The sequence below is a fragment of the Micromonospora sp. CV4 genome (genome assembly GCF_003667455.1).
In the GTDB taxonomy this organism is placed as follows: domain Bacteria; phylum Actinomycetota; class Actinomycetes; order Mycobacteriales; family Micromonosporaceae; genus Micromonospora.
Genome location: NZ_RCVI01000260.1, coordinates 49,319 through 72,759, shown reverse-complemented (window position 1 = coordinate 72,759; position 23,441 = coordinate 49,319). Strand labels below are relative to the sequence as shown.

Sequence of the window (23,441 nt, the reverse complement as noted above, 5' to 3'; positions counted from 1 at the left end):
GCCGCGACCGCCGCCGAGGCCGGTCAGAAGTGGTAGGCGGTCTCGTACTCGGGCACCAGCACCCGGCTGCGCGGCGAGATCCGGCGGACCGCCGCGATCATGTCGTCCAGCCGGACGCGGTCGGCCGGTGCGACGGGCGGCGGGTTCCGCAGCTCGGTCTCGAAGTTGTCCCAGTGCACCGGCACCACGACCTTCGGGTAGTCCAGGCCGGCCAGCAGCCGGGGCAGGTAGTCGCCGGTGGTGGTGGCGCTCTGCATGGCCACCATGGCCACGTCCGGCGCCAGGCCGGTGAGGTTCCGCTCGGCGACGTCGCTGGCCCCGGTGAAGTAGACCGACGGCCCGCCGTCGACCCGCAGCAGGTAGCCCAGGGTGTCCCCCTCCGGCAGGTCCGCGATGGTCGCCGGCCGCGGCGGCGGGCTCACCCGCACACCGGGAAAGGCCACCGAGTACGAGGGGTTGCGGCTGTGCAGGGAGCCGACCACCTCGATCGTGTGATCGCCGAAGTCCAGCACCTCTCCGCCCTTCACGGGGCTGAGCTGCGTCGACGGCATCCCGTAGGCCAACCCCAGGTGGTACGCGGTCAGCGTGCCGAACACCCGCGCGCCGGTGCGGCCGGCGATGTACGGCACGTCCATGAAGTGGTCCCAGTGGGTGTGCGTGACCAGCACCGTCGTGGCCCGGTCGACGCGCGGGTCGATCGCGTCGGTGCGCACGGTCAACCCGGCGGCCGGGTTGAACGGGCCGGTGAACAGGCCGGTGTCGATCCGGCTGAGGTACGGGTCGACCAGCACGGTCCGGTCCCTGATGTCGACGCGCCAGCCGGCCGTACCCCACCAGCGGAAGCTGACTGCTCCGGTGCGACGGGTGGTCGGTGCGGAGGCGGCGGCCGTCGGCGCGGCGTGGGCCGGGGTAACGGAGGTGGCGGCGAGGCCGCCGGCGGAGACCAGGGCGGTGGTGGCGGCGGCGTCGCGGAGGAAGCGACGACGGTCGAGACTGGGCATGACGGATCTACTCCCCGTGGTCGGGCGGTTGGTCGATCCGAGCCAACCAGCGCCACCTCGCCCAGGTCCAAGATCCAACACCGTTCGCTCCGATACCGATCCGCATATCTGGCCGGCTCAGGGCCCGTGTGCCGCGCTCGGACGGGCGGAAAATTCAGTCGGCGCGCAGCGCCTCGACGGCCGTGCGAGCCGCCTGCCCCATCGCCAGGTCCACGTCGATCCGGCGCGGGGCCAATTGGTCGGCACGGGCGAAGATGGCGATGGCGTACCGGCCGCCGTCGGGATACTCGGCGACGCCGGCCTCCAGGTGCAGGCCGGGCAGGGTTCCGGTCTTTCCGGACATCCGGACGCCGGGCGGGAACCCGGCGGCCAGCCGGGTCCAGAAGATCTGCCGGGCCATCCAGGTGCGGACCATCGCGCAGGCCGCCGCCGGCCCGGCCTCGTCGCGCCAGATCAGGGTGAGCAGTCGGGTGATCTCCCGGGCCGTGCTGGAGGTGGTGCGCGCGGGGTCGAACACCCGCATCGCCCGGACCCGGTCGTCTGGCAGCGTGGGGAAGATCCGGGCGAACTCGGCCTCGGTCCGCGCGCCCACGTCGGCGAGCATCGCCTCGACCAGGTCCCGGGGGCCGCCGAGCACGCGGGTACGCGTCAACCCCAGCTCGGCGGCGAGCATCGGCAGCAGGTCCGGGCCGACCCGGCGCAGCAGCAGGTCGGCGGCGGTGTTGTCGCTGACCGACATGGCGAAGTACGCGAGGTCCCGCAGCGACACCTCGGCGTCGTCGGTGCAGCCGGCCAGCCCCCACCCGCCGAGCCGGTCGGCGGCGGTGACCAGGATCCGCTCGGTCGGGTCCAGCTGATCGGCGACGACCTGCCGGGCGAACTCCAGCACCAGAAGGATCTTGAAGATCGAGGCGATCACCACCTGCTCGTCGGCGCGCACCCCGACCTCCGGACCGCCGCCCGCCGGGTCGTCGGCGGTCAGGTCCACGGCGTCCAGGTCGACGGCGTGCAGGCTGCCGGTGACCCCGGCCCCGGCGAAGATGGCCTCGATGCGCTCCCCCACGTCCACCCCGGCACGGTATCCAGCAGCACGATGCCGGCGCTGGCGTAGGGTCCCGGCCGTGGACCTGCTCCGACACCTGCGGCACTTCGTGGTGGTCGCCCACGAGCTGCACTTCGGGCGGGCCGCGGAGCTGCTCGGGATGGCCCAGCCGCCGCTGAGCCAGTCGATCCAGCGGCTCGAACGGGAGCTGACCGTCGAGCTGTTCGACCGGTCCCGCCGCCAGGTGCGCCTCACCACCGCCGGTGAGCTGCTGCTCGGCGAGGCCGAGGAGCTGCTCGCCGGGGAGGGTCGGCTCCGCAGCCTGATGGGACAGGTCCGTGCGGGCGAGCTGGGCGTCCTGCGGGCCGGTGTGCCGCCGGAGACGCCGGCGGTGACGCTGCGCGCTCTGCTGGACGGGCTCACCGCCCGCGCACCCGGCCTGGACGTGGAACTGCACGAGCTGACCAGCAGCGAGCAGGTGCGGATGCTCACCGAACGCACCCTGGACGTGGGACTGGTGCACCACCCGGTGGCGGCGGACGGGCTGCGCTTCGGCGCCCCGGTCGACGTACCCCTGGGGATTTTGCTGCCGCGCACCTCGCCGCTGGCCCGCGACCGGGAGGTGGCGCTCGCCGCGCTGGCCGGCCTCGACCTGGTGGCCGCGCCCCGGGCCACCGCGCCGCGCTGGCACGACCACCTGCTGGACGTGTGCCGCCGGCACGGCTGGCGGCCAACGCGGGTCCGGCCGGCGCGCAACCCGGAGTTCCTCTTCGGCCTGGTGCTGGCCGGCGGCGAGGCGGCCGTCGCGCCGCCCACGCCCGGCACCCCGTCGGCACCCGCCGCGCGACCCTGGCCGGTGCTCTTCGACACGACCGGGTGAAGCGGCCCGTACGCCACGTTGCGCTCGTCACTTCGGATCCGGCGGTGCAACCACCACCCGCTCGGGTAGGGATAACAGGTGGCACGGGTGGACGTGATTCCGCGCCCGGGTGCCTCGAACGAAGACGCGAAGGAGCCGCAGTGGCCAACACGATTCCCGACATCAGCCTGAACGACGGCACGACCATCCCGCAGCTCGGCTTCGGGGTGTTCCAGATCGAGCCGAAGGACACCGTCGCGGCGGTGGCGAAGGCGCTGGAGGTGGGCTACCGGCACATCGACACCGCCGAGATGTACGGCAACGAGGCCGAGGTGGGCCAGGCGGTCCGCGAGTCCGGCCTCGACCGCGGCTCGGTCTACGTGACCAGCAAGCTGAACAACGCCTTTCACCGTCCCGACGACGCCCGCAAGGCGTTCGACTCGACGCTGGCGGCGCTGAAGATGGACTACATCGACCTGTTCCTCATCCACTGGCCGCTGCCGACCCTGTACGACGGCGACTTCGTCTCCACCTGGAAGGCGCTGGAGGAGTTCCAGCGCGACGGCCGGGCCCGCTCGATCGGCGTGTCGAACTTCCAGGTGTCGCACCTGCGGCGGTTGGCCGCCGAGGCGGACGTGGTGCCGGCGGTGAACCAGGTCGAGGTGCACCCGTACTTCGGCAACGAGGAGGTCCGCGCCTACGGCCGCGAGCACAACATCCTCACCGAGGCGTGGTCGCCGATCGCGCAGGGCAAGGTGCTGGGCGACCCGACGGTGGTCGACATCGCCGAGCAGCTCGGCCGGACCCCGGCGCAGGTGGTGCTCCGCTGGCACGTGCAGCGCGGCGACATCATCTTCCCGAAGTCGACCACCCCGGAGCGGATCGAGGAGAACACCCGGATCTTCGACTTCGAGCTGGACGACACGGCGATGGAGCGGATCACCGAGCTGGACAAGGGCGAGTCCGGCCGGCAGGGCGGGCACCCGGACACCTTCGCCTACCTGCCGGCGTAACGCGACGGTCGGCGACGGCGCACAGTGAAAAGGGGGCCGGGTCGGGCCCCCTTTTCGCGTGAAAGGACCGCCCCCGGCGATGTCGCTCCGCCGTACCATCCTGGTTCCGCTGTCGTTGCTCCTGTTCGCCTCGGCGGCCTGCGCCCCGAGCCAGGCCGCCGGGGCTCCCCGCTGGTCCGCGCCGGCGGTGTCGGCCTCGCCGACCCCGCCGAAGCCGCGCCCGGCGCCGACCTCCACGGCCGAGGTCCGCAGCCGGGTGACGGGGGCGATGCTGGACCTGGACGCCCAGTTCAACCCGGAGACCGCCCAGTACACCGACGAGAACACCGACGCCTGGAAGTTGATCTCCCTGTGCAGGGCGAGCCTGCCGTCGGACATCAAACGCACCGCCTACCGGGAGCGGCTCTGGGACGGCGAGACCGTGTGGCTCCGGCAGTACGTCGTCGGCTACCTGAAGGTCCCCGGTCGCAAGCTCGCCGACGAGCTGCGGTCCGTCCTCGCGACGTGCAAGGAGTACGAGGTGCCCGACGACGGGCGCACGTCGACGATCGTGCGGCCCTCGCCTCCGCCCATGCCGAACGGCCCGGACGTGATCACCTTCTGCGAGCGGCTGAAGGGGAAGGCGACCCGGCACCAGTGCACGCTGGTCCTGGTGCGCGGCAACTTCGTCATGGAGGTGGACGCCTCGGGGAGCAACGGAGACCTGGCGGCCAGCACCGCGCTGATCGCCAAGATCGCGCCGCTGGCGGTTGCCGCCTTCGAGAAGGCCGTCTGAACGCCGCCGCGGGGCGGGCGCCGCTGCTGCCGCGCCCGCCCCTCCCCCCGGCCGGCGACCCCTCGCCAGCCTTCATGGTCAGATCCGGCCCACGGAGTCCTGGTTCTGCAGCACCAGCCAGCGCCCGTGGTGGTAGGTGTAGCTGACCCCGATCAGCAGCGGCACCCTGGTGCCGGTGGCCGGCACCGCGTAGACGGAGTCGAACAGCACGAACCCGGTCCGGCAGCCCACCACCGTCTGCTTGGCCACACTGAACGACTGCGTCCAGGAGTCGTCGGCGAAGAACCCGCGCAGCCAGTCCACGGTGGCCCGTTTGCCGTCCAGCACCTCCCCGTCGGAGGCGAAGACCGAGGTCACGTCGGGGTGCAGCAGCGCGGCGAAGCCGTCAAGGTCGCGGCGGGCGGTGGTCTCCACGTACGCCCGGACCGCGCGGTCGAAGGCGCGTTCGCAGCCACGGGCAGCCGCGTGGCCGGCTGTGGTGTCGCCCGGTGCGGGGCCGGCGGCCGAGACCGCGGCGGGAGCAGCCGCCAGCAGGCCGGCGGCGAGCCCGACCAGGGCGATCGTACGGCCGAGCCGGCCGGCGGGGCGGGCGGAGGCAGGTGGGCGCATCGGGTTCTCCTTCGGACGAGTGGTTGTGCCGTCGCAGCCAACCCGGCCCGCCACGCTGCCGGCCACTGATTCGAACCAGCTCGAATGCGGACCGCACATCGATGCCACCGCTTGTACGATCCGCGCTGTGATGGTCGCGCATCTGGACGGCCCGAGCCTCGCCCGGCTCCGGTTGGCGATCTCTCCCGCCGCGGAGGTGACGTCCTGGCTACGGGCCGCGCTCTCGCGGTTCGGGCATCCGGTGCACGGCGATCCCGGTCCGGCCGCCCGCGCCGCTCTGCGGCACCCCGATGTGGCTTTGGTCGCGGAGCTGGTGACGCCGCCCGGCCGGCTCGGCTACACGCCGGACCTGCTCACGCCGAAACCGCCGCTGGGTCCGCTCGACACGGTCTTCGACCAGCAGTTGGCGGTCATGGCGGCGACCCCGGCCGAGGCGGTGGCGACGCAGGTGAACGAGCGGTTCCCGGCGGGCGGGATGCCGGCGCGGGTCCGCGCGGTGGTCGACGACGGCACCCTCGCCCGGCGGGTCACCGACGGGCTGCGCCACTTCTGGCAGGCCGCGCTCGCCGAGCGGTGGCCGGCGGTGCGGGCCACGCTGGAGGCCGAGCTGGCGGTGCGGGCCACCGCGATGGCCACCGCCGGGGTGGGCAGCATGCTGAACGGCCTGCACCCCGGGGTCGGCTGGACCGGCAGGTCGCTGACCATCGACAGCTCGTACCGGATCACCACGTCGCTCACCGGCGCGGAGCTGGTGCTCGCGCCGTCGGCGCTGGCCTGGCCGCAGTTGTCCACCCAGCTCTGCGACGAGGGCAACGCGGTGCTGGTCTATCCGATCGGCGCCGGGCGGGCCCAGCAGCGCCGGGCGGGCCGGCTCGGCGACCTGGTCGGTGTGAGCCGGGCGGCGATCCTGGCGGACCTGAACGTGCCCCGGTCCACCGGGCAGCTGAGCGAGCGGCACCGGCTGGCCCCGGCCACCGTCTCCTACCACCTGGGGGTGCTGCTGCGCTCCGGCCTGGTGGTCCGTGCCCGGGAGCGGCACAGTGTGCTCTACCGGCGGTCCGACCACGGGGACGAGCTGGTCGGCTGCCGGTCGGATCACGGCGCGGCGAGCCCTTGATCCCGGCCAGGGCACGGTTACGGGCTTCCAAACGTCCGGTGCACGTGCTGATTTACGCATCAGCCCGGCGCAGGCGTTCGGCTGCCTGCGCCCGCAGCGCATCGCCGCCCGCCGGGGTGCCACCGCACAGTGCCATCTCCCGGGCGTTGTACGCGGCCATCCACAAGCTGGCCGCCCATGCGATCTCCAGCTCCACGGCCGTGAACAAGCGCCCTCGAATGTCTTGATAAGCCACCAGGAACGCCTCGGAGCTGTCGATCGGCGCCAGCGTGGGCGGTCCGGAACTGGCGAACGACCCGCTCGCCGCTCCCACCAGCGCCGCCTCCGGCTGCCACGCCAGGCTGTCCCAGTCGTGCACGGCCCACACCTGCCGACCCTGCCACCGTAGGTTCTGCGCCTCGAAGTCGGCGTGGCCGAGCACGCACGGCAGGCCGGCGGCCAGCAGCCGCCGCCGGGCCCGCTCAGCCGTCTCCACGATGTGCTCGGACACGACAGTCTGGTCCCGGCTGTCGAGAACGTCGATCGCCGGCCACACCCCAGAATCGGTGTGGTCCCACCGCACCCAGGGCGGATTCGGAAGCGGCGGCGCGAGGGTCACGCCGGCAAGTTCGCCCATCAGCCGGGCGAACACCTCCGCGCAGCGCATGGCCATGCCCGGCGAGTCCCCGTGCAACACCTCGCCGCCGGGCCGCAGTTCTTCGGCGTGCACGGCCAGCGCACCGACACCGACCACCGGCGTGAGCGGCCGGGCACACGGGAACCCGCGCTCGGCCAGCCGGGCCTGTGCCGCGACACACGACGCGGCCCGGCCGTCGTCGGCGCGCGCCTTGACCACGACGTCCCTGCCGCCGGCCAACCGCAGACCGAACACCGTCGAGACCTGCTGCGACTGGAACAGCACGCCGGCGGGTTCGCCGCCCAGATGGTCCAGACACCAAGCCGGCAACCAGGCCGGCAGCTCATCCAACGGCACACTCAGGACTGTGCCACAGGGGCACCGAACGCAGTTGAGACGAGATCGTCCGCTGGACGATCACGGACCTCCATGACGATCCGCCCTGCGCTGGTGAACGCTTGACCTGGAGTGCGCTCCAGCCGGCAGGGTGGCACGCGGGCGCCCACCGGTAGGGCGCCCGGAAGGAGATCCCCATGCGGTACCGCACGATCGGCACCGACCCGGCGACCCGGCGCGAGGTCAGCGTGCTCAGCCTCGGCGCGATGCTGTTCGGCAGCGCCACCGACGAGGCCACCTCGTACGCGATCCTCGACCGGTACGTCGAGGCCGGCGGCACCTTCATCGACACGTCGGACAACTACGCGTTCTGGGTGGACGACGGCCAGGGCGGGCAGAGCGAGGAACTGCTCGGCCGGTGGCGGCGCAGCCGCGGCGTCGGCCCCGAGATCGTCATCGCCACCAAGCTGGGCGCCCGCCCGCTGGCACCGGGAACCAGCTACCTGGACAACGCCGAGGGCCTGTCCGCCAAGGTGATCCGCGAATCCGGCGAGCGCAGTCGGGACCGGCTCGGCGTGGATCGGCTGGACCTGCTCTACGCGCACATCAAGGACCGCACGGTGCCGCTGGCGGAGACCGTCGAGGGCTTCGCCGAGCTGGTCGCCGAGGGGACGGTGGGCCTGCTGGGGGCGAGCAACCACCGGGCCTGGCGGGTCGAGCGGGCCCGCGCGCTGGCCGCCGCGGCCGGCCTGCCGGGGTACGAGGTGCTCCAGTACCACCGCAGCTACCTGCCGAACCGGACCGACCTGGCCAGCGCGCTGGACCCGGACGGCGAGCCGGGCGGCGTCAGCGGCGACCTGCTCAGCTACCTGCGCGCCGAGCCCGAGCTGACCCTGGTGGCGTACTCGCCGCTGCTCAAGGGTGCCTTCACACGGGCGGACAAGCCGCTCAGCGCGGCGTACGACCTGCCGAGCGCGCCCCGCCGGCTGGCCGCGCTGCGCGAGGTGGCCGGTAAGAGCGGTGCGACGGTCAACCAGGTGGTGCTGGCCTGGTTGCTGGGCGGCGACCTGCCGTCGATCCCGCTGGTCGGCGCGTCCTCGGTGGCCCAGCTCGACGAGAGCCTCGCGGCGGTGGACCTGGAGCTGACCGCCGAGCAGCGGCACCGCCTCGACACCACCTGGTGACCTGCCTCAGCCGCCCCGCCGACCTCAGTCCTCGGTCGGCGCGGCGGTCAGGTCGAGCTGCCAGTCGTTGGCCCGCATCAGGTGCCCCGGCGGATATTCGAAGCCGGTCTCGCCCAGCAGGGTGAACCCGGCCTTGCGGAAGACCGCGTTCGAGGCGGGATTGTCGACCGAGGGGTAGGCGTGCGCGTAGCGGCGGGTCCGCCGTGCGCGGGCCACGTCGACGACCGCGCGCACCGCGGCGGTGGCCAGCCCCTGCCCCCGGTACGCGGGCAGCACCGCCCAGCCCATCTCGTACACCGGCTGCTCGCGCCAGTCCCGGGCCCAGTAGCCGACGCTGCCCGCCCGCGCCCCGTCCGGCAGCACCAGGGTGAACATGCAGCCCTGGCCACCCTCGGCGAAGTGCACGTAGCGGTCGTGCCGGGCGAGCACCTGCTCATCGGTCTCCGGGCCGCCGGTGTGCTTGCGCGTGTCCGGTGAGTTGAGCTGCCGCAGCAGGTCGAGGTCGTCCTCGTGCCACGGCTCGATACGTATCTGTGCCATTCCGCCCCCTGATCGTCGCCCCCAGTCAAGCCGATGCCACCGACATCGCGACCGACGAAACGCCGTCCGCACGGCCCGCTAGATCCGAACTAGCGGGCCGCCGGCCGCTGCCTCGCGCCTTACGAGTGAGACCACGAGGCCGGGGAGGGGAAACGATGACGCCGCTCAGAATCGCCGTGATCATCGGCAGCACCCGGGAGGGGCGGGCCGGTGACCGGGTCGCCCGCTGGTTCGTCGAGCAGGCCGAGCGGCACGACGACCTCACGGTGACGGTCGTTGACCTCACCGAGTACGACTTTCCGGCCAGCTACCCCGCCGAGCCGACCGCGTCCATCCGGGCGTTCGTCCGCGCGGTGGGCAGGGCGGACGCGTTCGTCGTGGTCACCCCCGAGTACAACCACAGCTTCCCCGCACCCTTGAAACAGGCGATCGACTACGCGTACGACGAGTGGCAGGCCAAGCCGGTCGGCTTCGTGTCGTACGGCTGCCGGTCCACCGGCCTGCACGCGGTCGACCAGCTGCGCACCATCTTCACCGCACTGCACTCGATGACGGTGCGCGACGTCGTCGGCATCGACCTGCTCGCCGGTGAGCCGACGCCGCAGTGCACCGACGAACTGCGCCGGGACGCCCGCGTCCTGCTCGACCAGCTCCGCTGGTGGGGTCTGGCGCTGCGCGAAGGCCGCGCCGCCCGGCCCTACGCCTCCTGAACACGTCCAACGAAAGGTAAGGATCATGAGTAGACGCACCACCGGCCTGGCCATCGAGGCCGCGGGGCTCACCCGTTCGTTCGGGGACACCCGGGCGCTGGCCGGCATCGACCTCCAGGTGCCCGCCGGCACCGTCTACGGTCTGCTCGGCCCGAACGGGGCGGGCAAGACCACGGCCGTCCGGGTGCTCGCGACGCTGCTGCGGCCCGACGGCGGCACGGCGCGGGTGTTCGGGCACGACGTGGTCACCGAGGCCGACGCGGTCCGCTCCCGGGTCAGCCTCACCGGCCAGTACGCCTCCGTCGACGAGGACCTGACCGGCACGGAGAACCTGGTGCTCCTGGCCCGCCTGCTCGGCCTGCGCAAGCCGGCCGCCCGCGAGCGCGCGGCGGCCCTGCTCGCCGCGTTCGGCCTGACCGACGCGAGTGACCGCCAGGTGAAGAAGTACTCCGGCGGGATGCGGCGGCGCATCGACATCGCCGCCAGCATCCTCAACACCCCGGACCTGCTCTTCCTCGACGAGCCGACGACCGGCCTGGACCCGCGCAGCCGCAACCAGGTTTGGGAGATCATCCGCGCTGTGGTCGCACACGGCACGACGGTGCTGCTCACCACGCAGTACCTGGACGAGGCGGACCAGCTCGCCGGGCGGATCGCGGTCGTCGACCACGGCCGGGTGATCGCGGAGGGCACCCCGGGCGAGCTGAAGTCGTCGGTCGGCTCCGGCACCGTCCACCTGCGACTGCGCGACCCCGCGCAGCGGCCCGAGGCGGAGAAGGTGCTGCAGGCGGCCCTCGGCGTACCGGTGCAGCTCGAAGCCGACCCGGTCGCGCTGCTGGCCCGGGTCGGCGAGGCCGGCACCGACCTCGACGCCAGCGCGCAGGCCGCCCGCGCGCTCGGCGACCTGGCCCGCGCGGGCATCGTCGTCGACGACTTCTCCCTCGGCCAGCCGAGCCTCGACGAGGTCTTCCTGGCCCTGACCGACCACCCCGCCGTGCCCGCCGACGAGCGGGACGACCAGCTGGAGGCAGCCCGATGAGCAACGTCACCACCACCACGACCGAACGGGCGCCCGCCGTCTACGTCCCGTCCGCCGAGGCGCTGGCGACCGTGCTCGCGCCCGGTTCCCGACCGCCCCGACCCACCGCGCTGGGGGCGTCGCTGACGTTCGGCTGGCGGGCCATGCTGAAGATCAAGCACGTGCCGGAGCAGCTCTTCGACGTGACCGCGTTCCCGATCATCATGGTGCTGATGTTCACGTACCTGTTCGGTGGCGCCCTCGCCGACAGCCCGCGCGACTACCTGCAGTTCTTCCTGCCCGGCATCATGGTGACCAGCGTCGTCATGATCACCATGTACACCGGCGTCGGCCTCAACACCGACATCGAGAAGGGCATCTTCGACCGCTTCCGGACCCTGCCCGTCTGGCGGCCGGCCGCCCTGGTCGGCATGATCTTCGGTGACGTGCTGCGCTACATCCTCGCCGCCCTGGTGATCCTCGGCGTCGGGCTGGCGCTCGGGTTCCGGCCCGACGGCGGGGTGGCCGGTGTCGCTGCCGGGATCGGGCTGCTGGTGGTCTTCTCGTTCGCGTTCTCCTGGGTGTGGACGTTCTTCGGGCTGGTCCTGCGCAGCGAGAAGTCGGTGATGGGCGTCAGCATGATGGTGCTGTTCCCGCTGACGTTCCTGAGCAACGTCTTCGTCGAGCCGAGCACCATGCCCGGCTGGCTCCAGGCGTTCGTGAACGTCAACCCGGTGACGCAGCTGGTGGCCGCGGTCCGCGCGGCGATGGCCGGCTCGTCGGACCCGTCGAGCACGATGTGGTTGCTGGCGTGGAGCGTCGGGTTCGTGGTCGTCTTCGGCACGCTGACCATGTACCGGTACAACCGCCGCTGACCCTGCCGCACCCGGACGGGCGTCGCCCTTGATGTGGCGGCGCCCGTCCGTCGTTGTTGTTCAGAGGCGCCAGGGCGGCGGCTCGGGCGGCAGGTAGCGGCAGGTGCTGCCGGTCGAGACGGTCTCGCGCAGGTGGCCCGCGAGGGCCGGGTGGCGCTCGTCGAGCTTGCGCAGGGTGTCCCGGATCCGCGCGGTGACCGTCTTGCGGGCCCGCTCGGCCTCGTCGCCCAGCCGGCGGCTCCGGCCGGCCAGCCCGGCCGCGGCGCGCAGCTCGTCGAGCAGCGCGCCGCGTTCACCGTCCAGCGCGGCCACCTTCCGGTCGTCGCCGCGCGCGGCGGCCCGGTCGATCTCCTCGTCGAGGCGTTCCAGGTGCCGCCGGTACCGGGCCTTCGCCTCGTCGTCGAGGACCGGATCGCCGCCCATCCGGCGGGCGGCGACCAGCTCCGGCCCGGCGGCCGGGTCGAGCAGTTCTACCGCCGGAATGTCACTGCCCGGCCGGCTCAGCAGCAGATGCAGGTCGTGCAGCCCCTTGGCGTCGGGCAGGTGCACGACGGCGCCGGCGTAGGCGAGCTGCCAGACCGGCCCGTCGCGGCGGAACTCGTACCCCTCGACCGGCGCTCCGGCCGGCACGACCTGGCGCGGCCCGACGGCCGGACCTGGTTCCGCTGTCTGGCCTGACGCGACGAGCCGGCCTGCTTCCGTGGTCTGGCCTGACGCGACGAGCCGGCCTGCTTCCGTCGTCTGGCCTGACGCACCGACCTGGTTGGCCGCGATGACCTGGTTGAGCGCACTGGCCTCGCCAGCCATGGCGAACTGGCCAGGGGTGGCGGGGTCGGCCGAGGTGGCGGCGCTGGGGGACGTCGGGTCTACGAGCCGGTCGAGCACCTGGGTCATGCCGAGGGCGGTGGCGTCCCGCACGGTGGCGGCACTCAGGGTGGCCGCTGTCGCGGCGTCGTTCGGGTGGCCACGGCCGGCCAGGGCGTTCGCCAGCTCGGTGCGGGCGATGAGCGACCAGGACCGGGAGCCCATCCGGTCGGCAGCGTCGCGGGCCGCTTCGAAGCCAGCGATGGCGTCGTCCCAGCGCTCCTGGGCGGCGTCGACCACCGCGAGCCAGTGGTCCACGGGACCGCTGATGTCGCAGCCGAAGAGCGCCACCGTCCACTCTCCACGGTGTGGGGTCAGTGCGGCGCGCGCGTCGTCGCAGCGCTGCGGGTCGCGGGACGCGGCCGCCGCCTGGGCGCGCAGCCGCAGCCAGAGCGGTGACACCGGGCGCGGGTACCGGATGTCGGCGGCTTCGATGCCGGCGGTCAGCCGGATCGCCGTCTCGTCGTCGCCGCGCTCCGCGGCGGTGATCGCCCGCAGCAGCTCCCGGTACGGGTAGTCGGCCGGGGCCAGTCCGTCCAGCAGTGCGTCGGCCTCGTCGAACCGGCCTTGGAGCAGCAGCCGGGACCAGAGCAGGTGATGGCCCATGAACGCGAACTCGGTGTGCCCCGGGTCGACGAAGTCGGTGAGGATGGCGAACCGCTCGTCGGCCTCGGCGAAGTCGCCTCGGAACGCCGCGATGATTCCACTGTCGATGGTCGCGGCCATCCGGTGCCGGGCCAGGTCGTCCTGCCCGCCGCCGGTGACGAAGGCGGTGAACTCGTCGACGAAGCGGGGGTCGCCCAGCTCCAGCAGCGCCACCCAGCGCAGCGAGGTGGCCCACAGCTCGGTCTCCCGGTCGCCGGTACGGCGGGCCACGTCCCGGATCTCCGAGGTGAGGGCGGCCCGGGCCGCTGCGGTGCCCAACCCCCAGGTGGTGTCGTGGCGGGCCCACAGGCTGAAGGTCAGCGTCTCGTCGTCCCGGCCCCGGCGGGCGATCGTTTCGGTGGCGGTGATCAGGTCGGCGATCAACGTGCCGACCGACGCGGTGCCGTCCGGCTCGCCGATGAGCCGCCGGTACGCCTCCCGCACCAGCTCGGCCGCGTTCATCGAGCGCCTGGTCTCCACCTGGCGGGAGCGGTGGACGGTGAGCGCGACACGGGCCAGCAGCACCGGGTCGTCGAGCGTACGGGCCAGCGTCGCAGCCTCGGCGAGCAGTCGCCCCGCCTCCTCCCGGCCGGCGTGGTGGTAGCGCACCTCGCCGAACTCGACGAGGATCCGGACCCGCTGCGCCCGGTCCTCGACGACCTCCAGCGCCCGGTGGAAGTGCACCCCCGCCTCGTCGGTGGCGAGCCGGGCGAACGCGTCCCGCCCCGCGGCGACCAGCAGCTCGGTGACCCGGGCCCGGTCGAGCGCGGGGCCGGCCAGGTAGGCGTGGCGGGCCAGGTCGGCCGGGATCAGCAGGTCGCTGAGTTCCGCCGGTGGGTCCACCGCCCGGACGACCGCGGCGTGCCGGCCCCGCCGGTCGTCGTCGGCGAGCCCGTCGTAGAGCGTTTCCCGGACCAGGTCATGAGCGAAGGCGAACCGGCCGCCGCCCCGGGCTACCACCAGCCGGGCGGTCACCGCCCGGTCGAGCAGCCGGTCGACCTGCGCCGCCGGCGCAGCCGCGCTGGCCGCCAGGACCTGACGGTGGAACTCCCGGCCCAGCACGGCGGCCACGGTCAACACCTCGACCACCGGTGCGGGCAGCTGGGCCAGCCGGCGGCGCACCGCCTCCCGTACGCCGGGTGCGATGGTGCCGCCCGCACCGTCAACGCGCCACAGCCGGGCCGTCTGCTCGATGAAGAACGGGTTGCCCCCGGTACGCCGGTGCACCTCGTCGACCAGGCCGGCGTCGGGCTCCCGCCCGGCGGTACGCGCCATCAACGCGGCCACCTCGTCCCGGGACAGGCCGGTGAGGGTGACCGTGGTCGCCTTCGTGACCAGCGGCATCAGCAGAGGGCGCAACGGGTGCTCGCCCGACTCGACCTCGGCGTCGCGGTAGGTGCCGATCAGCAGCAGCCGTTCGAACCAGGTGTGCTGGGCGGCGAACGCCAGCAGGCGCAGCGAGGCCGGGTCGGCCCAGTGCAGGTCGTCGAGGACGACCACGACCGGCCGGTGCTGGGAGACGGCGACCAGCGCGGCGGTCACCGCGTCGTACAGGGCGAACGCCTCGCGGTCGGCGGTGTCGCCGCCCGTGTCGACGCCGGCCCAACTGGCGGTGCGACCGGCCTGCTCGCCGCCGGTGCCGGCCTCGCCGAGCAGGGTCGTGAGCGCCGGCTCCGCGGTCTCCCGCGCCACCGCCCAGTCGTCTGCGGAGCGTTGCAGGCCGCGCAGCACCTGCACCCACGGCCAGTAGCCGGGGGCGCTGTCGGAGTCCCAGCAGGCGGCGCCGAGCACCAGTGCCCCGCGCTGTCGAGCCTCGCGCGCCGCGGCCGTGACCAGGGTCGTCTTGCCGATGCCCGGCTCGCCGGTGACCAGGACGAGGGCCCCGTGGCTGGTGGTGGCCCGGTCCAGCTCAGCACGCAGCAGACCTGCGGGATGATCCCGCCCGATGATGGCGTCGCCGAGCCGCGCGTCCATGGTTTCCAGACGGTACTGGAATCGTCTGACACCGGGGGATCGTTGGCGCTGCACGCCCGGCCGGCAGCTCAGGTGTGAGGACGTCGCGGGCCCTTTGGAGCTGATGTCGTCGTCACCCTGGTGACCTACCTCATCGCTCCCCAACCTTCCCTGTGTGGGTAGGATAGGGAGCGATGAAGGAAGACATGTATTCGGTCGAGCAGGTCGCCGACCGGCTCGGGCTGCACGTACGCACGGTGCGCGGCTACATCCGCTCCGGCCGGCTGAGGGCGGTGCGGATCGGCAAGCAGTATCGGATCGCCGCCGGTGACCTCGACGCGCTCACCGGGCAGACCCGGGCCACCACCGGCACCACGGCCGGGCCGGCGGAGGTGTCGAGCATCGTGCAGATCGACGGCGTCGACCGGGCCGTCGCCGACCGGCTCGGCACGCTCGTGCTCACCAGCGCCAACACCGGCCACGACCCGGCCAACCCTCTGCGGGTGCAGACCGTGCACGACGAGGAGCGGCGCCGCATGAAGATCATCATCCTCGGCGACCCCGCCGCCACCGCCGAGCTGCTGCACCTGCTCGACGCCGTACTCAACGCCGACAACGGCCTGTTCGACCGGGAGGTCCACGATGCCTGACGAAGTCCAGGAACGCGCCGGGGTGCAGGTGCTGGTCTGCGACCCGGCGGGCCCGCCGCTGGCCACCGAACAGGACGCGCTCGACCTCATCGGCGCGGCCTTCCTCGGCGCCCAGGTGGTGGCCGTGCCGGCCAACCGGCTCGACGAACGTTTCTTCTCGCTGGGCACCCGCTTCGCGGGCGAGGTCATGCAGAAGTTCGTCAACTACCGGCTGCGACTGGCCGTGGTCGGCGACATCTCGGCGCACCTGGCGGAGAGCTCGGCGCTGCGTGCCCTGGTGCACGAGTCGAACCGGGCCGGGCACATCTGGTTCGTCCCCGACCTGGAGGCCCTCGACGCCCGGCTCCGCGCTATGTCGTAGCCGCCTCAGCCTCCCTACCGATAGCCAACTCGACCTCGTCCGGCTCAACGCCTCGGGCCTGCGCCTGCTCGGCTGCCCAGCGCAGGTACGCGAGCCACTCCTCCGATAACCAGTCGGACTGTCGGCCGACGCCGGCCTCGACGGGGAGGCAGCTGGCCACGACGCGGTCGAGGATCAGCGGCTGCACACCGCCCGCCCCGCGCCGGTAGCCGACGAAGTAGAGGACCTTCGTGAACAATCCCGACCCCAACCACGGCAGGCGAGCCTGGTTGGGGTCGCGGAGGCGGCGGTACGCCGTACGCAGCGCGTCCTCGTCGGGTGCTGGCGCGGACATCTCCTCCAGCGCGTACGCCAGACGTTTGCCGTCCGGGTCGGCCCCGAGCGACCTGGCGGCGCGCCACGGCCCGTACCCGATGGATCCGTAACCCCAGATCAGCACGGCGGTCAGCAGTTGGCGGGGGCTCGCCGAGCCGGCCCGGTACGCGTCGGCCACCGCGAAGACGTCGCGCCGCCAGACGTCGCCGCTGGTTGGAAAGTTGTCCGGCCAGGCGTCCGGCAACCCCGCCCGCCAGCGGTCGACATTCACGATGACCGGGGCCTGCTCCCCTGGTAACGGCCTCTGCATGGCTGCCCTCCCTCAGATCGCGCGCTTGGGGACCCGCGCGGTTCGGACGCTACGGTCGGCGACTCGTGCACGCCGTCCGCGGACGCCATATCGCGGTATCGACCGCCTGCCTGCCCTACGCGCATCCCCAGCGGCCTGATCGGCGAGTCGAACGCATCGGCCGACGACGGGGCGAGGCAAGCTGTGCGGCATGGGGCCGGAAATCGTGATCGCTGTGGTGTCCGCCGCCGTGGCGCTGATCAGCGTGGCGGTGACGTATCGGACTGCTCTCGTCACCCACCGCCTGCAGGACGAGACACGCAACCGCGAGAAGGTGGAACTCGCCGAGGATCTGTTCCGGCGTTACCGGGTGCCGCTGCTGTCGTCAGCTGAGTCGCTGCAGTCTCGGCTGCACAACGTGCTCAGCCGAAACTTCCTGCGCACGTACCTGCACTCCGGCGACAGCGAGGAGCAGCACTACGTCCGCCACAACACCGTGTACGTCCTCGCCGAGCACCTGGCCTGGCTGGAGGTCCTCCGCCGGGAACAGCGTTTCCTCGATCTTGAGTCGGTGAAGAGCACCAAGGAGCTCTTCACTGCGATACAGCGGATTCACCATCCCTTGGCGACCGACTCGCTGCCCGGCCCGTTCCGCGTGTTCCGGGGACACCAGCGGGCCATCGGTGAAGTCATGTTGCACCGAGTGGAGTCGCCTGAGGGCGCGGTGACCGAGGTGCTCGGATACGCAGCCTTCTGCGAACGCCTCGACACCGACCCGAGGTTCGCGTCCTGGTTCACCCGCCTCCTGAAGGAGGTGGACGACGTGGAAGCCCGAGGCCAGCGCGAGAATGAACGGCTGGTACGCCTACAGAATGAGCTCGTCGAGCTCATCGAACTGCTCGACCCCAAGGGTGAATGGCTCCCGTTGGAGCAACGCGAGCGGCTGCCCAGAGCGACCCCGATCCTGCCCACCACGCGGACACCCAACGGCTGACGTTCGCCGGTCGGCTCGTGACTAGCCGCCGGGTGACCGGGTACGCGCGGTGCATGGGTAGCCACAAGCAGAACAAACACGACAGCGGCGGCGAGTCGGCGCGAGGTCGGCGGCATTCGGGCAGCGGCGCCCCGGGTCGCCAGGGCTCGCCCATGGAGCACTCGCCCGACCAACGGAACCGCCGTACCGCGACCGGCCCGGCCGGCACCGAAGGCGACCTGGGCCGGGCCAAGGTCTCCGGCGAGGGGCGTGTTCAACGCCAGGGCGGCTCCTGACCGAACAGTCAACGGCACAGCCGCCCCGCGCGATCGCGGGGCGGCTATGCCGGTCGAGCCCTCCTACGCCGTCGCGCAGATGGCGTACGCCGTGTCGGACCAGTTCCCGGCGAACGCGTCCTCCTCGTACGCACCCGAGGCGGCCGACGTCGGAGCGATGGCCGGACCACCGTTGGGCCGGAAGTCGTCCACGATCCCCTCGCCGGTGACACCGTTCAGCTCGTAGCCGGCGCCGGTCAGCACCTTCCCGACCGGGCAGGTCGCGACGACGCTGCGGAAGTCGAGGGAGTTGCTGGCACCCACCGCGGACGTCCGCACCAGGCCGGGCAGCGGGTTGGCGCAGATCGCGTACGCGGTCGCGGACCAGTTCAGCGCGGTGGCATCCGACTCGTAGGCGCCGACGTTCACCGAGGTCGGCGCCGCCGCGGCACCACCGTTGGGGCGGAAGTCGTCGACGACACCCTCACCGGTCACACCGTTCAACTCGTAACCCGTACCGGTCAGCACCTTCCCGACCGGGCAGGTCGCCGTGACACTGCGGAAGTCGGCCGAGTTGCTGACGCTGGTCGCGGAGACCCGCACCAGGCCGGGCACCGGGTTGGCGCAGATCGCGTACGCCGTCACCGACCAGTTGCCGGCGAACGCCTCCGTCTCGTAGGCGCCCACGGTTACCGCCGTCGGGGCGGTGGCCGGGCCGCCGTTGGGGCGCAGGTCGTCGACGACGCCCTCACCCGTGACGCCGTTCAGCTCGTAGCCCGTGCCGGTCAGGACTTTGCCGACCGGGCAGGTCGCCGTGGCGCTGTGGAAGTCGGCGGAGTTGCTGACGCTGGTCGCGGCGATCCGCACCAGGCCGGGGACCGCGGCGGACGCCGGGCTCGCCGGGGCGACCACCGCACCGGCCACGACGAGACCGAGCACGAGTACGGACGCTCGGGGACCGAACCGCCGGGACTCCTTCTGAGCACGCATATGTTTCTCCCGTCTGAGGCCGGGCGGCGGCTGCTCAGTTCCGGGAACCGGCGCCGACACCAGGGCCGCTCGTGATGACGAGTTCACGGTAGGTAGCGGTCTGACCAGGCATTATCCCAAAAACGACTACGTCGCGTAACAGACCATGTCATCGATCGTTTCGATCGGTCTGCCGGGCGTGCGGAAAAAGATTCCCGCGCGCGGCAACATTTGCCGGCCCCCGCTCCGTTCTACCCGCGTGAAAGCCGAGGACGAGGAAGGCTTCCGGGAGTTCGTCGCCGCCCAGCTGCCGGTGCTGCGGAAACTGGCGTACGTCACCTGTGGTGACTGGCACACGGCGGAGGACGCGGCGGCGACCGCTCTGGCCAAGCTGTACCCGCGGTGGCCGCGGCTGGAGCGACCCGACCTGTACGCGAAGACGATGGTGGTCCGCGCCGCCATCGACGAGAAACGCCGCCCGTGGCGGCGGGAACGCTCAGCCGGTGATGCGCTGCCCGAGGCGACGCAGCGCGACCCGACGACGGCGGTCGACGAACGGCTGCGGGTCCGGGCGGCTCTGCGGGAGATCCCGCCCCGGCAGCGCGCCGCCGTCGTCTGCCGCCATTACCTCGGCATGAGCCTCGAGGAGACGGCCAGCGTGCTCGGCTGGCACATCGGCACCGCCAAGAGTCAGACCTCCCGCGGCCTCGCCAGGCTGCGCGAGGTCCTGGCCCACGACCAGATCGACCTTGACCACACCATCGATCCAGAAAGGGAGACAACCAGTGCGCGCAGATGAACTGGTGGAGAAGGTGACCTCCGACGCGCCGTCGCCGCGGTACACGGTCGACGACATCGTGACCGCGGGACGGAAGGTGCAGCGGCGTCGCCGGGCAGGGTGGACGGTGGCCTCCGCCGCGTTCGCCGTCACCGGCGTGGTCGCGGCGGTCAGCATCGGCCTACCCGACGCCGAGATCCGCCCGAGCGCCGGAGAGCAGGCCGCCGCCGGCACGTCCCTGGCGACGGCATCGCCGCTCACCCCGGCCGCCGGCTGGGAGTTCCCGGCCGACCCGTTCCAGTACGTCTTCCAACGGTTCGACGCGGGCAAGCTGCACGTGAAGGACCCGATCGTCGTGTCGACCGCCTACCAGATCGCCCCGCTGCACATGGACGGCCTGGTCACCAACGATCGCGCCGTCGACCCGAAGGATGTCGTCGAGCCCCGGGATGGCGCCGGCGCCAAGGGCGCCGTCGGCCCCAAGGGTGTCTCGACGCCCGGGGACGACGCGCGGCAGCTCTACGCCTACCTGACCGTCTACCGGCCGGGCGCGTTCGACGCGGAGAAGTTCACCGGGAACCGGGTCACCGTCGACGGGCACCAGGCGATCGAGCAGGACGGACCGACCTACGGCGCGAACCTGCACCGGGCGCTCGCCTGGGAGTACACCGACAACGCCTGGGCGGTGGCGGAGAGCTTCGCGGAGCCGTCCGACGTCGTCGCCGCCGACCTGCGTGCCCTGGTCGCCGGGCTGCGGCCCAGCGTCCCCGCGCCGGCCCGGGTGCCGTTCACCGTCGGGTACCTGCCCGCCGGCTACCACGCCGCCGAACTCGGCCAGCACGCCTACGCCGGCCTGAACGGGATCGCCGCGGCCGGCGACGGCAACTACGGCGGCGCCATCTTCGCCGCTCCGGCCCTGCCCACCACCGGGCTCACCGAGCCGTACGGCGGCCCGGAGGGCGAGGACCCGCCCGGCAGCTTCCAGATCTACGTCAGCCCCAACGCCAACTCGAACCAGGCGCTGAAGGACGGCGAGAAGCCGCCGGCCGAGCCGAAGTGCGGTAACGGCTTCTGCAACGCCTGGAGCCCGGACGGCAGGACCACCATCCAGGTGGCCAGCGGCGGCCGGCTCTCCGACGCGGAGATGACCAGGATCCTGAAGGGCATCAAGCTCGCCGACGTCACCGACGAGCGCACCTGGCCAACCGCCGCCACCGCGCTGCGGGCCGGCTGACCAGGCCACACTGCCCTGATCCCCCTCCCTGGGCCGGGCCCGGCGATCTCGCCGGGCCCGGCCCGCCCCGTTGGACGGGGCGGCCAGTGCGGTGGATCATGTGGCCAGATGATTGCCAAAGGCAACTATCTGGCGTACGAACGTGGATGTCATCCCGGTGGATTCGACGGAGACCCCGGCCACCGGACTCACCAGACCCAAGGGGGGCCAATGGCACGCAGCCGGATCGCCGGTGCCGCAGCCATCGCACTCGTCCTACCGCTCCTGAGTGTCCTTCCCGCTACCGGCGCGGCGGCCGCTCCCGCCCAACCGGCCGCAACGAACGACCGACCCAGCGACGACACCCGCGAGCTGACCCGCAAGGACTTCACCCTGGACGGCCGCAAGGTCGAGACGCCGGCCCGCTACCAGCCGCGCGCGCAGGCGCGGTCCAGGGCCCAGGCCGCGGAGACCCCGGCGGTCGGCACCGTCCGGCAGTGGCTCGGGCTCGACGACACCCAGGGCAGCTACTACCGCAAGGACTACACGCTGCGGGGAGTCGGCGACAACATCGAGGTGTGGGTCGCCAACGACCTCGGGTTTCCGGCGAACGACTGCCGCAACCAGGTGGCCACGTCGACGCAGATCACCGACGCGCAGGTGCAGAGCTTCGTGCACGAGTTCGACACCAACATGTATCCGAAGGAGACGGTCGCCTTCAGCCGGCCACCGGACCGCGACGGCACCAACACGCTGATCGGCCCGGACGCCGACGGCAACGGTGGGGTCTACACCGGCGGTGGCAACAAGACGGTCACCCTGATCGACAACGTCCGGGACGACAACTACTTCCAGTTCCCGGCCGCGCCGACCTACATCGCCGGCTTCTTCTCGGCCCAGCTCAACGAGCTGTTCGACCGCAACGTGATGACCGTCGACGCGTTCGACTGGCTGCACCGCACCGGGGCCAATCCGCCGAACGAGCCGACCGACGACCTGTGCACCAGCCGCCCGGCCCGCCCGTTCAGCTACGAGGGCACCTTCGCCCACGAATGGCAGCACCTGGCGCACTACTACACCGACCCGTTCGAGACGACCTGGCTCAACGAGGGTCTCTCCGACTTCGCCCAGACGCTGACCGGGTACGTCGACACCACGGCAACCGTCTTCGACCGGGGCGCCGACAGCCACCTCTACTGCTACCAGGGCTTCGGCACGGTGCAGACGCCGTACAACGCCAACCCGCGCGACTGCGGCGGCCCGGAGAACTCACTGAACCTCTGGGACGAGAGCCCCAACGCGAACGCGGTGCTCGCCGACTACGGCAACGCGTACTCGTTCATCCAGTTCCTCTACGACCGGTACGGCACCGACATCGTCCACCGCCTGCACAACGACGGTGACCTGCAGGGCCTCGCCAGCCTGGGCGCGGCGCTGAAGGCCGAGGGCGCCAAGGACATGTACCAGGTCATCCACGACTACCAGACGATGACGCTGGTCGACAAGATCGTCGGGGACTCCCGCCACGGCATCATGCTCGGCGTACCGAAGAGCCGGGTGACCACAAAGAGCCTGCGCTCCACGGTCAACCTGGCCAACCCGGCCGCCAACGCCACCCCGGGCGCCGCGCCGAACGGCGCCGACTACGTGCCGCTGCAGAAGGCCGACGGGCAGCCGCTGCGGGGCCGTGACCTGCGGTCGCTGTCGTTCCAGGGCGGCAAGACCCTGCCGGCGCTGCCGCTGGCCTGGACCGTGCTGAACAACGACCCGGACCGCGCGGGCAACCCCGTCCTGTTCTCCGGCAACGACAACAACACCGACGCCGGCGCCGTCACCAAGCTCACCGTGCCGACGACCGACCCGACGCTGCGCTTCGTCGCCAAGTACGGCGCGGAGCTCGGCTTCGACTACGGCTACGTCACCGTGTCCACCGACGGCGGCGCCACCTACACCGCCATCCCGGGTGACAAGACCACCGACGGGCCGCTCGGCCCGGCGGTCAACGGCACCACCAACGGGTTCGAGGCGCACACCTACGACCTGTCCGCGTACGCCGGCAAGTCCGTCCTGCTCGGCTTCCGCTACCTCAGCGACGGCGGCGTCAACGAGGGCGGCTGGCTCATCGACGACATCACCGTCGGCGGCACCATGGTCAGCGACGGCAGCAGCCTCACCCCGTTCGACTCGCCCACCGAGATCAAGCCGATCAGCGTCCACAACTGGAACGTGCGCCTGATCGGCCTGGACGAGAAGCACTCGCTCGCCTGGCAGTTCGAGTTCGACGGCAAGTCCAGCGTGACCCTCAACCGGGCGCAGCTGGCGCTGCTGAGCGTCTTCCCGAAGGTCGTCGCCGTGGTCGCCTACGACGAGCCGACCGAGCAGGTCAGCCAGTACGCGCCGTACACCCTGAAGGTCAACGGTGTCGTCCAGCCGGGAGGCAACTCCTGACCTGAACCGCTCC

Annotated in this window: 22 protein-coding genes; 14 read left to right on the top strand and 8 right to left on the bottom strand. The window is 72.1% G+C overall.

Features of this window, described 5'->3' with window-relative positions:
• Window positions 1–23: 23 nt before the first annotated feature.
• Both EAD98_RS15000 and EAD98_RS14995 read right to left on the bottom strand, forming a co-directional pair.
• Window positions 24–1,001 (bottom strand): MBL fold metallo-hydrolase, encoded by a 978-nt coding sequence (locus EAD98_RS15000; protein ID WP_121654670.1) that lies wholly within the window; start codon window positions 999–1,001, stop codon window positions 24–26.
• Window positions 1,002–1,155: 154 nt separating this feature from the next.
• Window positions 1,156–2,070, bottom strand: coding sequence for a serine hydrolase (locus EAD98_RS14995; RefSeq protein ID WP_121654669.1), 915 nt, complete (start codon window positions 2,068–2,070; stop codon window positions 1,156–1,158).
• Between the two features lie 52 nt (window positions 2,071–2,122).
• On the opposite strand from EAD98_RS14995, the gene EAD98_RS14990 reads away from it, so the two are divergent.
• The 3 genes from EAD98_RS14990 to EAD98_RS14980 all read left to right on the top strand — a co-directional run bounded on the left by EAD98_RS14990 (window position 2,123) and on the right by EAD98_RS14980 (window position 4,690).
• A complete protein-coding gene (locus EAD98_RS14990) occupies window positions 2,123–2,923 on the top strand; it encodes a LysR substrate-binding domain-containing protein (protein WP_121654668.1) in 801 nt (266 codons plus the stop codon).
• A 140-nt stretch (window positions 2,924–3,063) separates the two neighbouring features.
• Complete coding sequence (locus EAD98_RS14985; RefSeq protein WP_121654667.1) at window positions 3,064–3,915, top strand: aldo/keto reductase; 852 nt, start codon at window positions 3,064–3,066, stop codon at window positions 3,913–3,915.
• A 79-nt stretch (window positions 3,916–3,994) separates the two neighbouring features.
• Complete coding sequence (locus tag EAD98_RS14980) at window positions 3,995–4,690, top strand: hypothetical protein (protein WP_121654666.1); 696 nt, start codon at window positions 3,995–3,997, stop codon at window positions 4,688–4,690.
• 78 nt (window positions 4,691–4,768) lie between these two features.
• Here the strand turns inward: EAD98_RS14980 and EAD98_RS14975 are convergent, their stop codons facing one another.
• Complete coding sequence (locus EAD98_RS14975; protein ID WP_158609800.1) at window positions 4,769–5,299, bottom strand: nuclear transport factor 2 family protein; 531 nt, start codon at window positions 5,297–5,299, stop codon at window positions 4,769–4,771.
• A 130-nt stretch (window positions 5,300–5,429) separates the two neighbouring features.
• Between EAD98_RS14975 and EAD98_RS14970 the strand changes: the two genes are divergently transcribed.
• The gene (locus tag EAD98_RS14970; RefSeq protein ID WP_121654664.1) at window positions 5,430–6,416 is read left to right on the top strand and encodes a winged helix-turn-helix domain-containing protein; all 987 of its coding nucleotides are present in this window, start codon (window positions 5,430–5,432) and stop codon (window positions 6,414–6,416) included.
• Window positions 6,417–6,468: 52 nt separating this feature from the next.
• Here EAD98_RS14970 and EAD98_RS14965 read toward each other — a convergent pair whose 3' ends face one another.
• Window positions 6,469–7,389 carry a hypothetical protein gene (locus tag EAD98_RS14965; RefSeq protein WP_121654663.1) on the bottom strand — a complete coding sequence of 307 codons (921 nt, stop codon included), beginning with the start codon at window positions 7,387–7,389 and terminating at the stop codon, window positions 6,469–6,471.
• 176 nt (window positions 7,390–7,565) lie between these two features.
• Here EAD98_RS14965 and EAD98_RS14960 point away from each other — a divergent pair, with 176 nt between their 5' ends.
• Window positions 7,566–8,552, top strand: coding sequence for an aldo/keto reductase (locus tag EAD98_RS14960; protein WP_121654662.1), 987 nt, complete (start codon window positions 7,566–7,568; stop codon window positions 8,550–8,552).
• Between the two features lie 24 nt (window positions 8,553–8,576).
• Here EAD98_RS14960 and EAD98_RS14955 read toward each other — a convergent pair whose 3' ends face one another.
• Window positions 8,577–9,092 (bottom strand): GNAT family N-acetyltransferase, encoded by a 516-nt coding sequence (locus EAD98_RS14955; RefSeq protein ID WP_121654661.1) that lies wholly within the window; start codon window positions 9,090–9,092, stop codon window positions 8,577–8,579.
• Window positions 9,093–9,247: 155 nt separating this feature from the next.
• Between EAD98_RS14955 and EAD98_RS14950 the strand changes: the two genes are divergently transcribed.
• The 3 genes from EAD98_RS14950 to EAD98_RS14940 are packed head-to-tail and all read left to right on the top strand — an operon-like array spanning window position 9,248 to window position 11,695.
• The gene (locus EAD98_RS14950; RefSeq protein WP_121654660.1) at window positions 9,248–9,802 is read left to right on the top strand and encodes an NADPH-dependent FMN reductase; all 555 of its coding nucleotides are present in this window, start codon (window positions 9,248–9,250) and stop codon (window positions 9,800–9,802) included.
• A gap of 25 nt (window positions 9,803–9,827) precedes the next feature.
• Window positions 9,828–10,841 (top strand): ATP-binding cassette domain-containing protein, encoded by a 1,014-nt coding sequence (locus EAD98_RS14945; RefSeq protein ID WP_121654659.1) that lies wholly within the window; start codon window positions 9,828–9,830, stop codon window positions 10,839–10,841.
• A complete protein-coding gene (locus EAD98_RS14940) occupies window positions 10,838–11,695 on the top strand; it encodes an ABC transporter permease (RefSeq protein WP_121654658.1) in 858 nt (285 codons plus the stop codon). Before EAD98_RS14945 ends, EAD98_RS14940 begins: the two co-directional genes overlap by 4 nt.
• Before the next feature lie 60 nt (window positions 11,696–11,755).
• Here the strand turns inward: EAD98_RS14940 and EAD98_RS14935 are convergent, their stop codons facing one another.
• A complete protein-coding gene (locus EAD98_RS14935) occupies window positions 11,756–15,178 on the bottom strand; it encodes an AAA family ATPase (RefSeq protein WP_121654657.1) in 3,423 nt (1,140 codons plus the stop codon).
• Between the two features lie 173 nt (window positions 15,179–15,351).
• Here EAD98_RS14935 and EAD98_RS14930 point away from each other — a divergent pair, with 173 nt between their 5' ends.
• Both EAD98_RS14930 and EAD98_RS14925 read left to right on the top strand, forming a co-directional pair.
• Window positions 15,352–15,807, top strand: a complete 456-nt coding sequence (locus EAD98_RS14930) for a helix-turn-helix domain-containing protein (protein ID WP_199723411.1) — start codon at window positions 15,352–15,354, stop codon at window positions 15,805–15,807.
• Window positions 15,800–16,168 (top strand): DUF4180 domain-containing protein, encoded by a 369-nt coding sequence (locus EAD98_RS14925; protein ID WP_121654655.1) that lies wholly within the window; start codon window positions 15,800–15,802, stop codon window positions 16,166–16,168. The genes EAD98_RS14930 and EAD98_RS14925 overlap by 8 nt, the downstream gene beginning before the upstream one ends.
• Here the strand turns inward: EAD98_RS14925 and EAD98_RS14920 are convergent.
• Window positions 16,158–16,793: a hypothetical protein gene (locus tag EAD98_RS14920; RefSeq protein ID WP_121654654.1), complete on the bottom strand. Its 636-nt coding sequence runs from the start codon at window positions 16,791–16,793 to the stop codon at window positions 16,158–16,160. The genes EAD98_RS14925 and EAD98_RS14920 overlap by 11 nt on opposite strands.
• Before the next feature lie 190 nt (window positions 16,794–16,983).
• Here EAD98_RS14920 and EAD98_RS14915 point away from each other — a divergent pair, with 190 nt between their 5' ends.
• Entirely contained in the window at window positions 16,984–17,766 is a 783-nt protein-coding gene (locus EAD98_RS14915; protein ID WP_121654653.1) for a hypothetical protein, read from the top strand.
• Between the two features lie 338 nt (window positions 17,767–18,104).
• Here the strand turns inward: EAD98_RS14915 and EAD98_RS14910 are convergent, their stop codons facing one another.
• Window positions 18,105–19,010, bottom strand: a complete 906-nt coding sequence (locus EAD98_RS14910; protein ID WP_147457396.1) for a hypothetical protein — start codon at window positions 19,008–19,010, stop codon at window positions 18,105–18,107.
• Window positions 19,011–19,248: 238 nt separating this feature from the next.
• On the opposite strand from EAD98_RS14910, the gene EAD98_RS14905 reads away from it, so the two are divergent.
• The 3 genes from EAD98_RS14905 to EAD98_RS14895 all read left to right on the top strand — a co-directional run bounded on the left by EAD98_RS14905 (window position 19,249) and on the right by EAD98_RS14895 (window position 23,428).
• Window positions 19,249–19,788 (top strand): SigE family RNA polymerase sigma factor, encoded by a 540-nt coding sequence (locus tag EAD98_RS14905; RefSeq protein WP_121654651.1) that lies wholly within the window; start codon window positions 19,249–19,251, stop codon window positions 19,786–19,788.
• The gene (locus EAD98_RS14900) at window positions 19,775–21,001 is read left to right on the top strand and encodes a hypothetical protein (protein ID WP_147457395.1); all 1,227 of its coding nucleotides are present in this window, start codon (window positions 19,775–19,777) and stop codon (window positions 20,999–21,001) included. Before EAD98_RS14905 ends, EAD98_RS14900 begins: the two co-directional genes overlap by 14 nt.
• A gap of 210 nt (window positions 21,002–21,211) precedes the next feature.
• Window positions 21,212–23,428, top strand: a complete 2,217-nt coding sequence (locus EAD98_RS14895) for a choice-of-anchor J domain-containing protein (RefSeq protein WP_121654649.1) — start codon at window positions 21,212–21,214, stop codon at window positions 23,426–23,428.
• The last annotated feature ends 13 nt before the right edge of the window (window positions 23,429–23,441 follow it).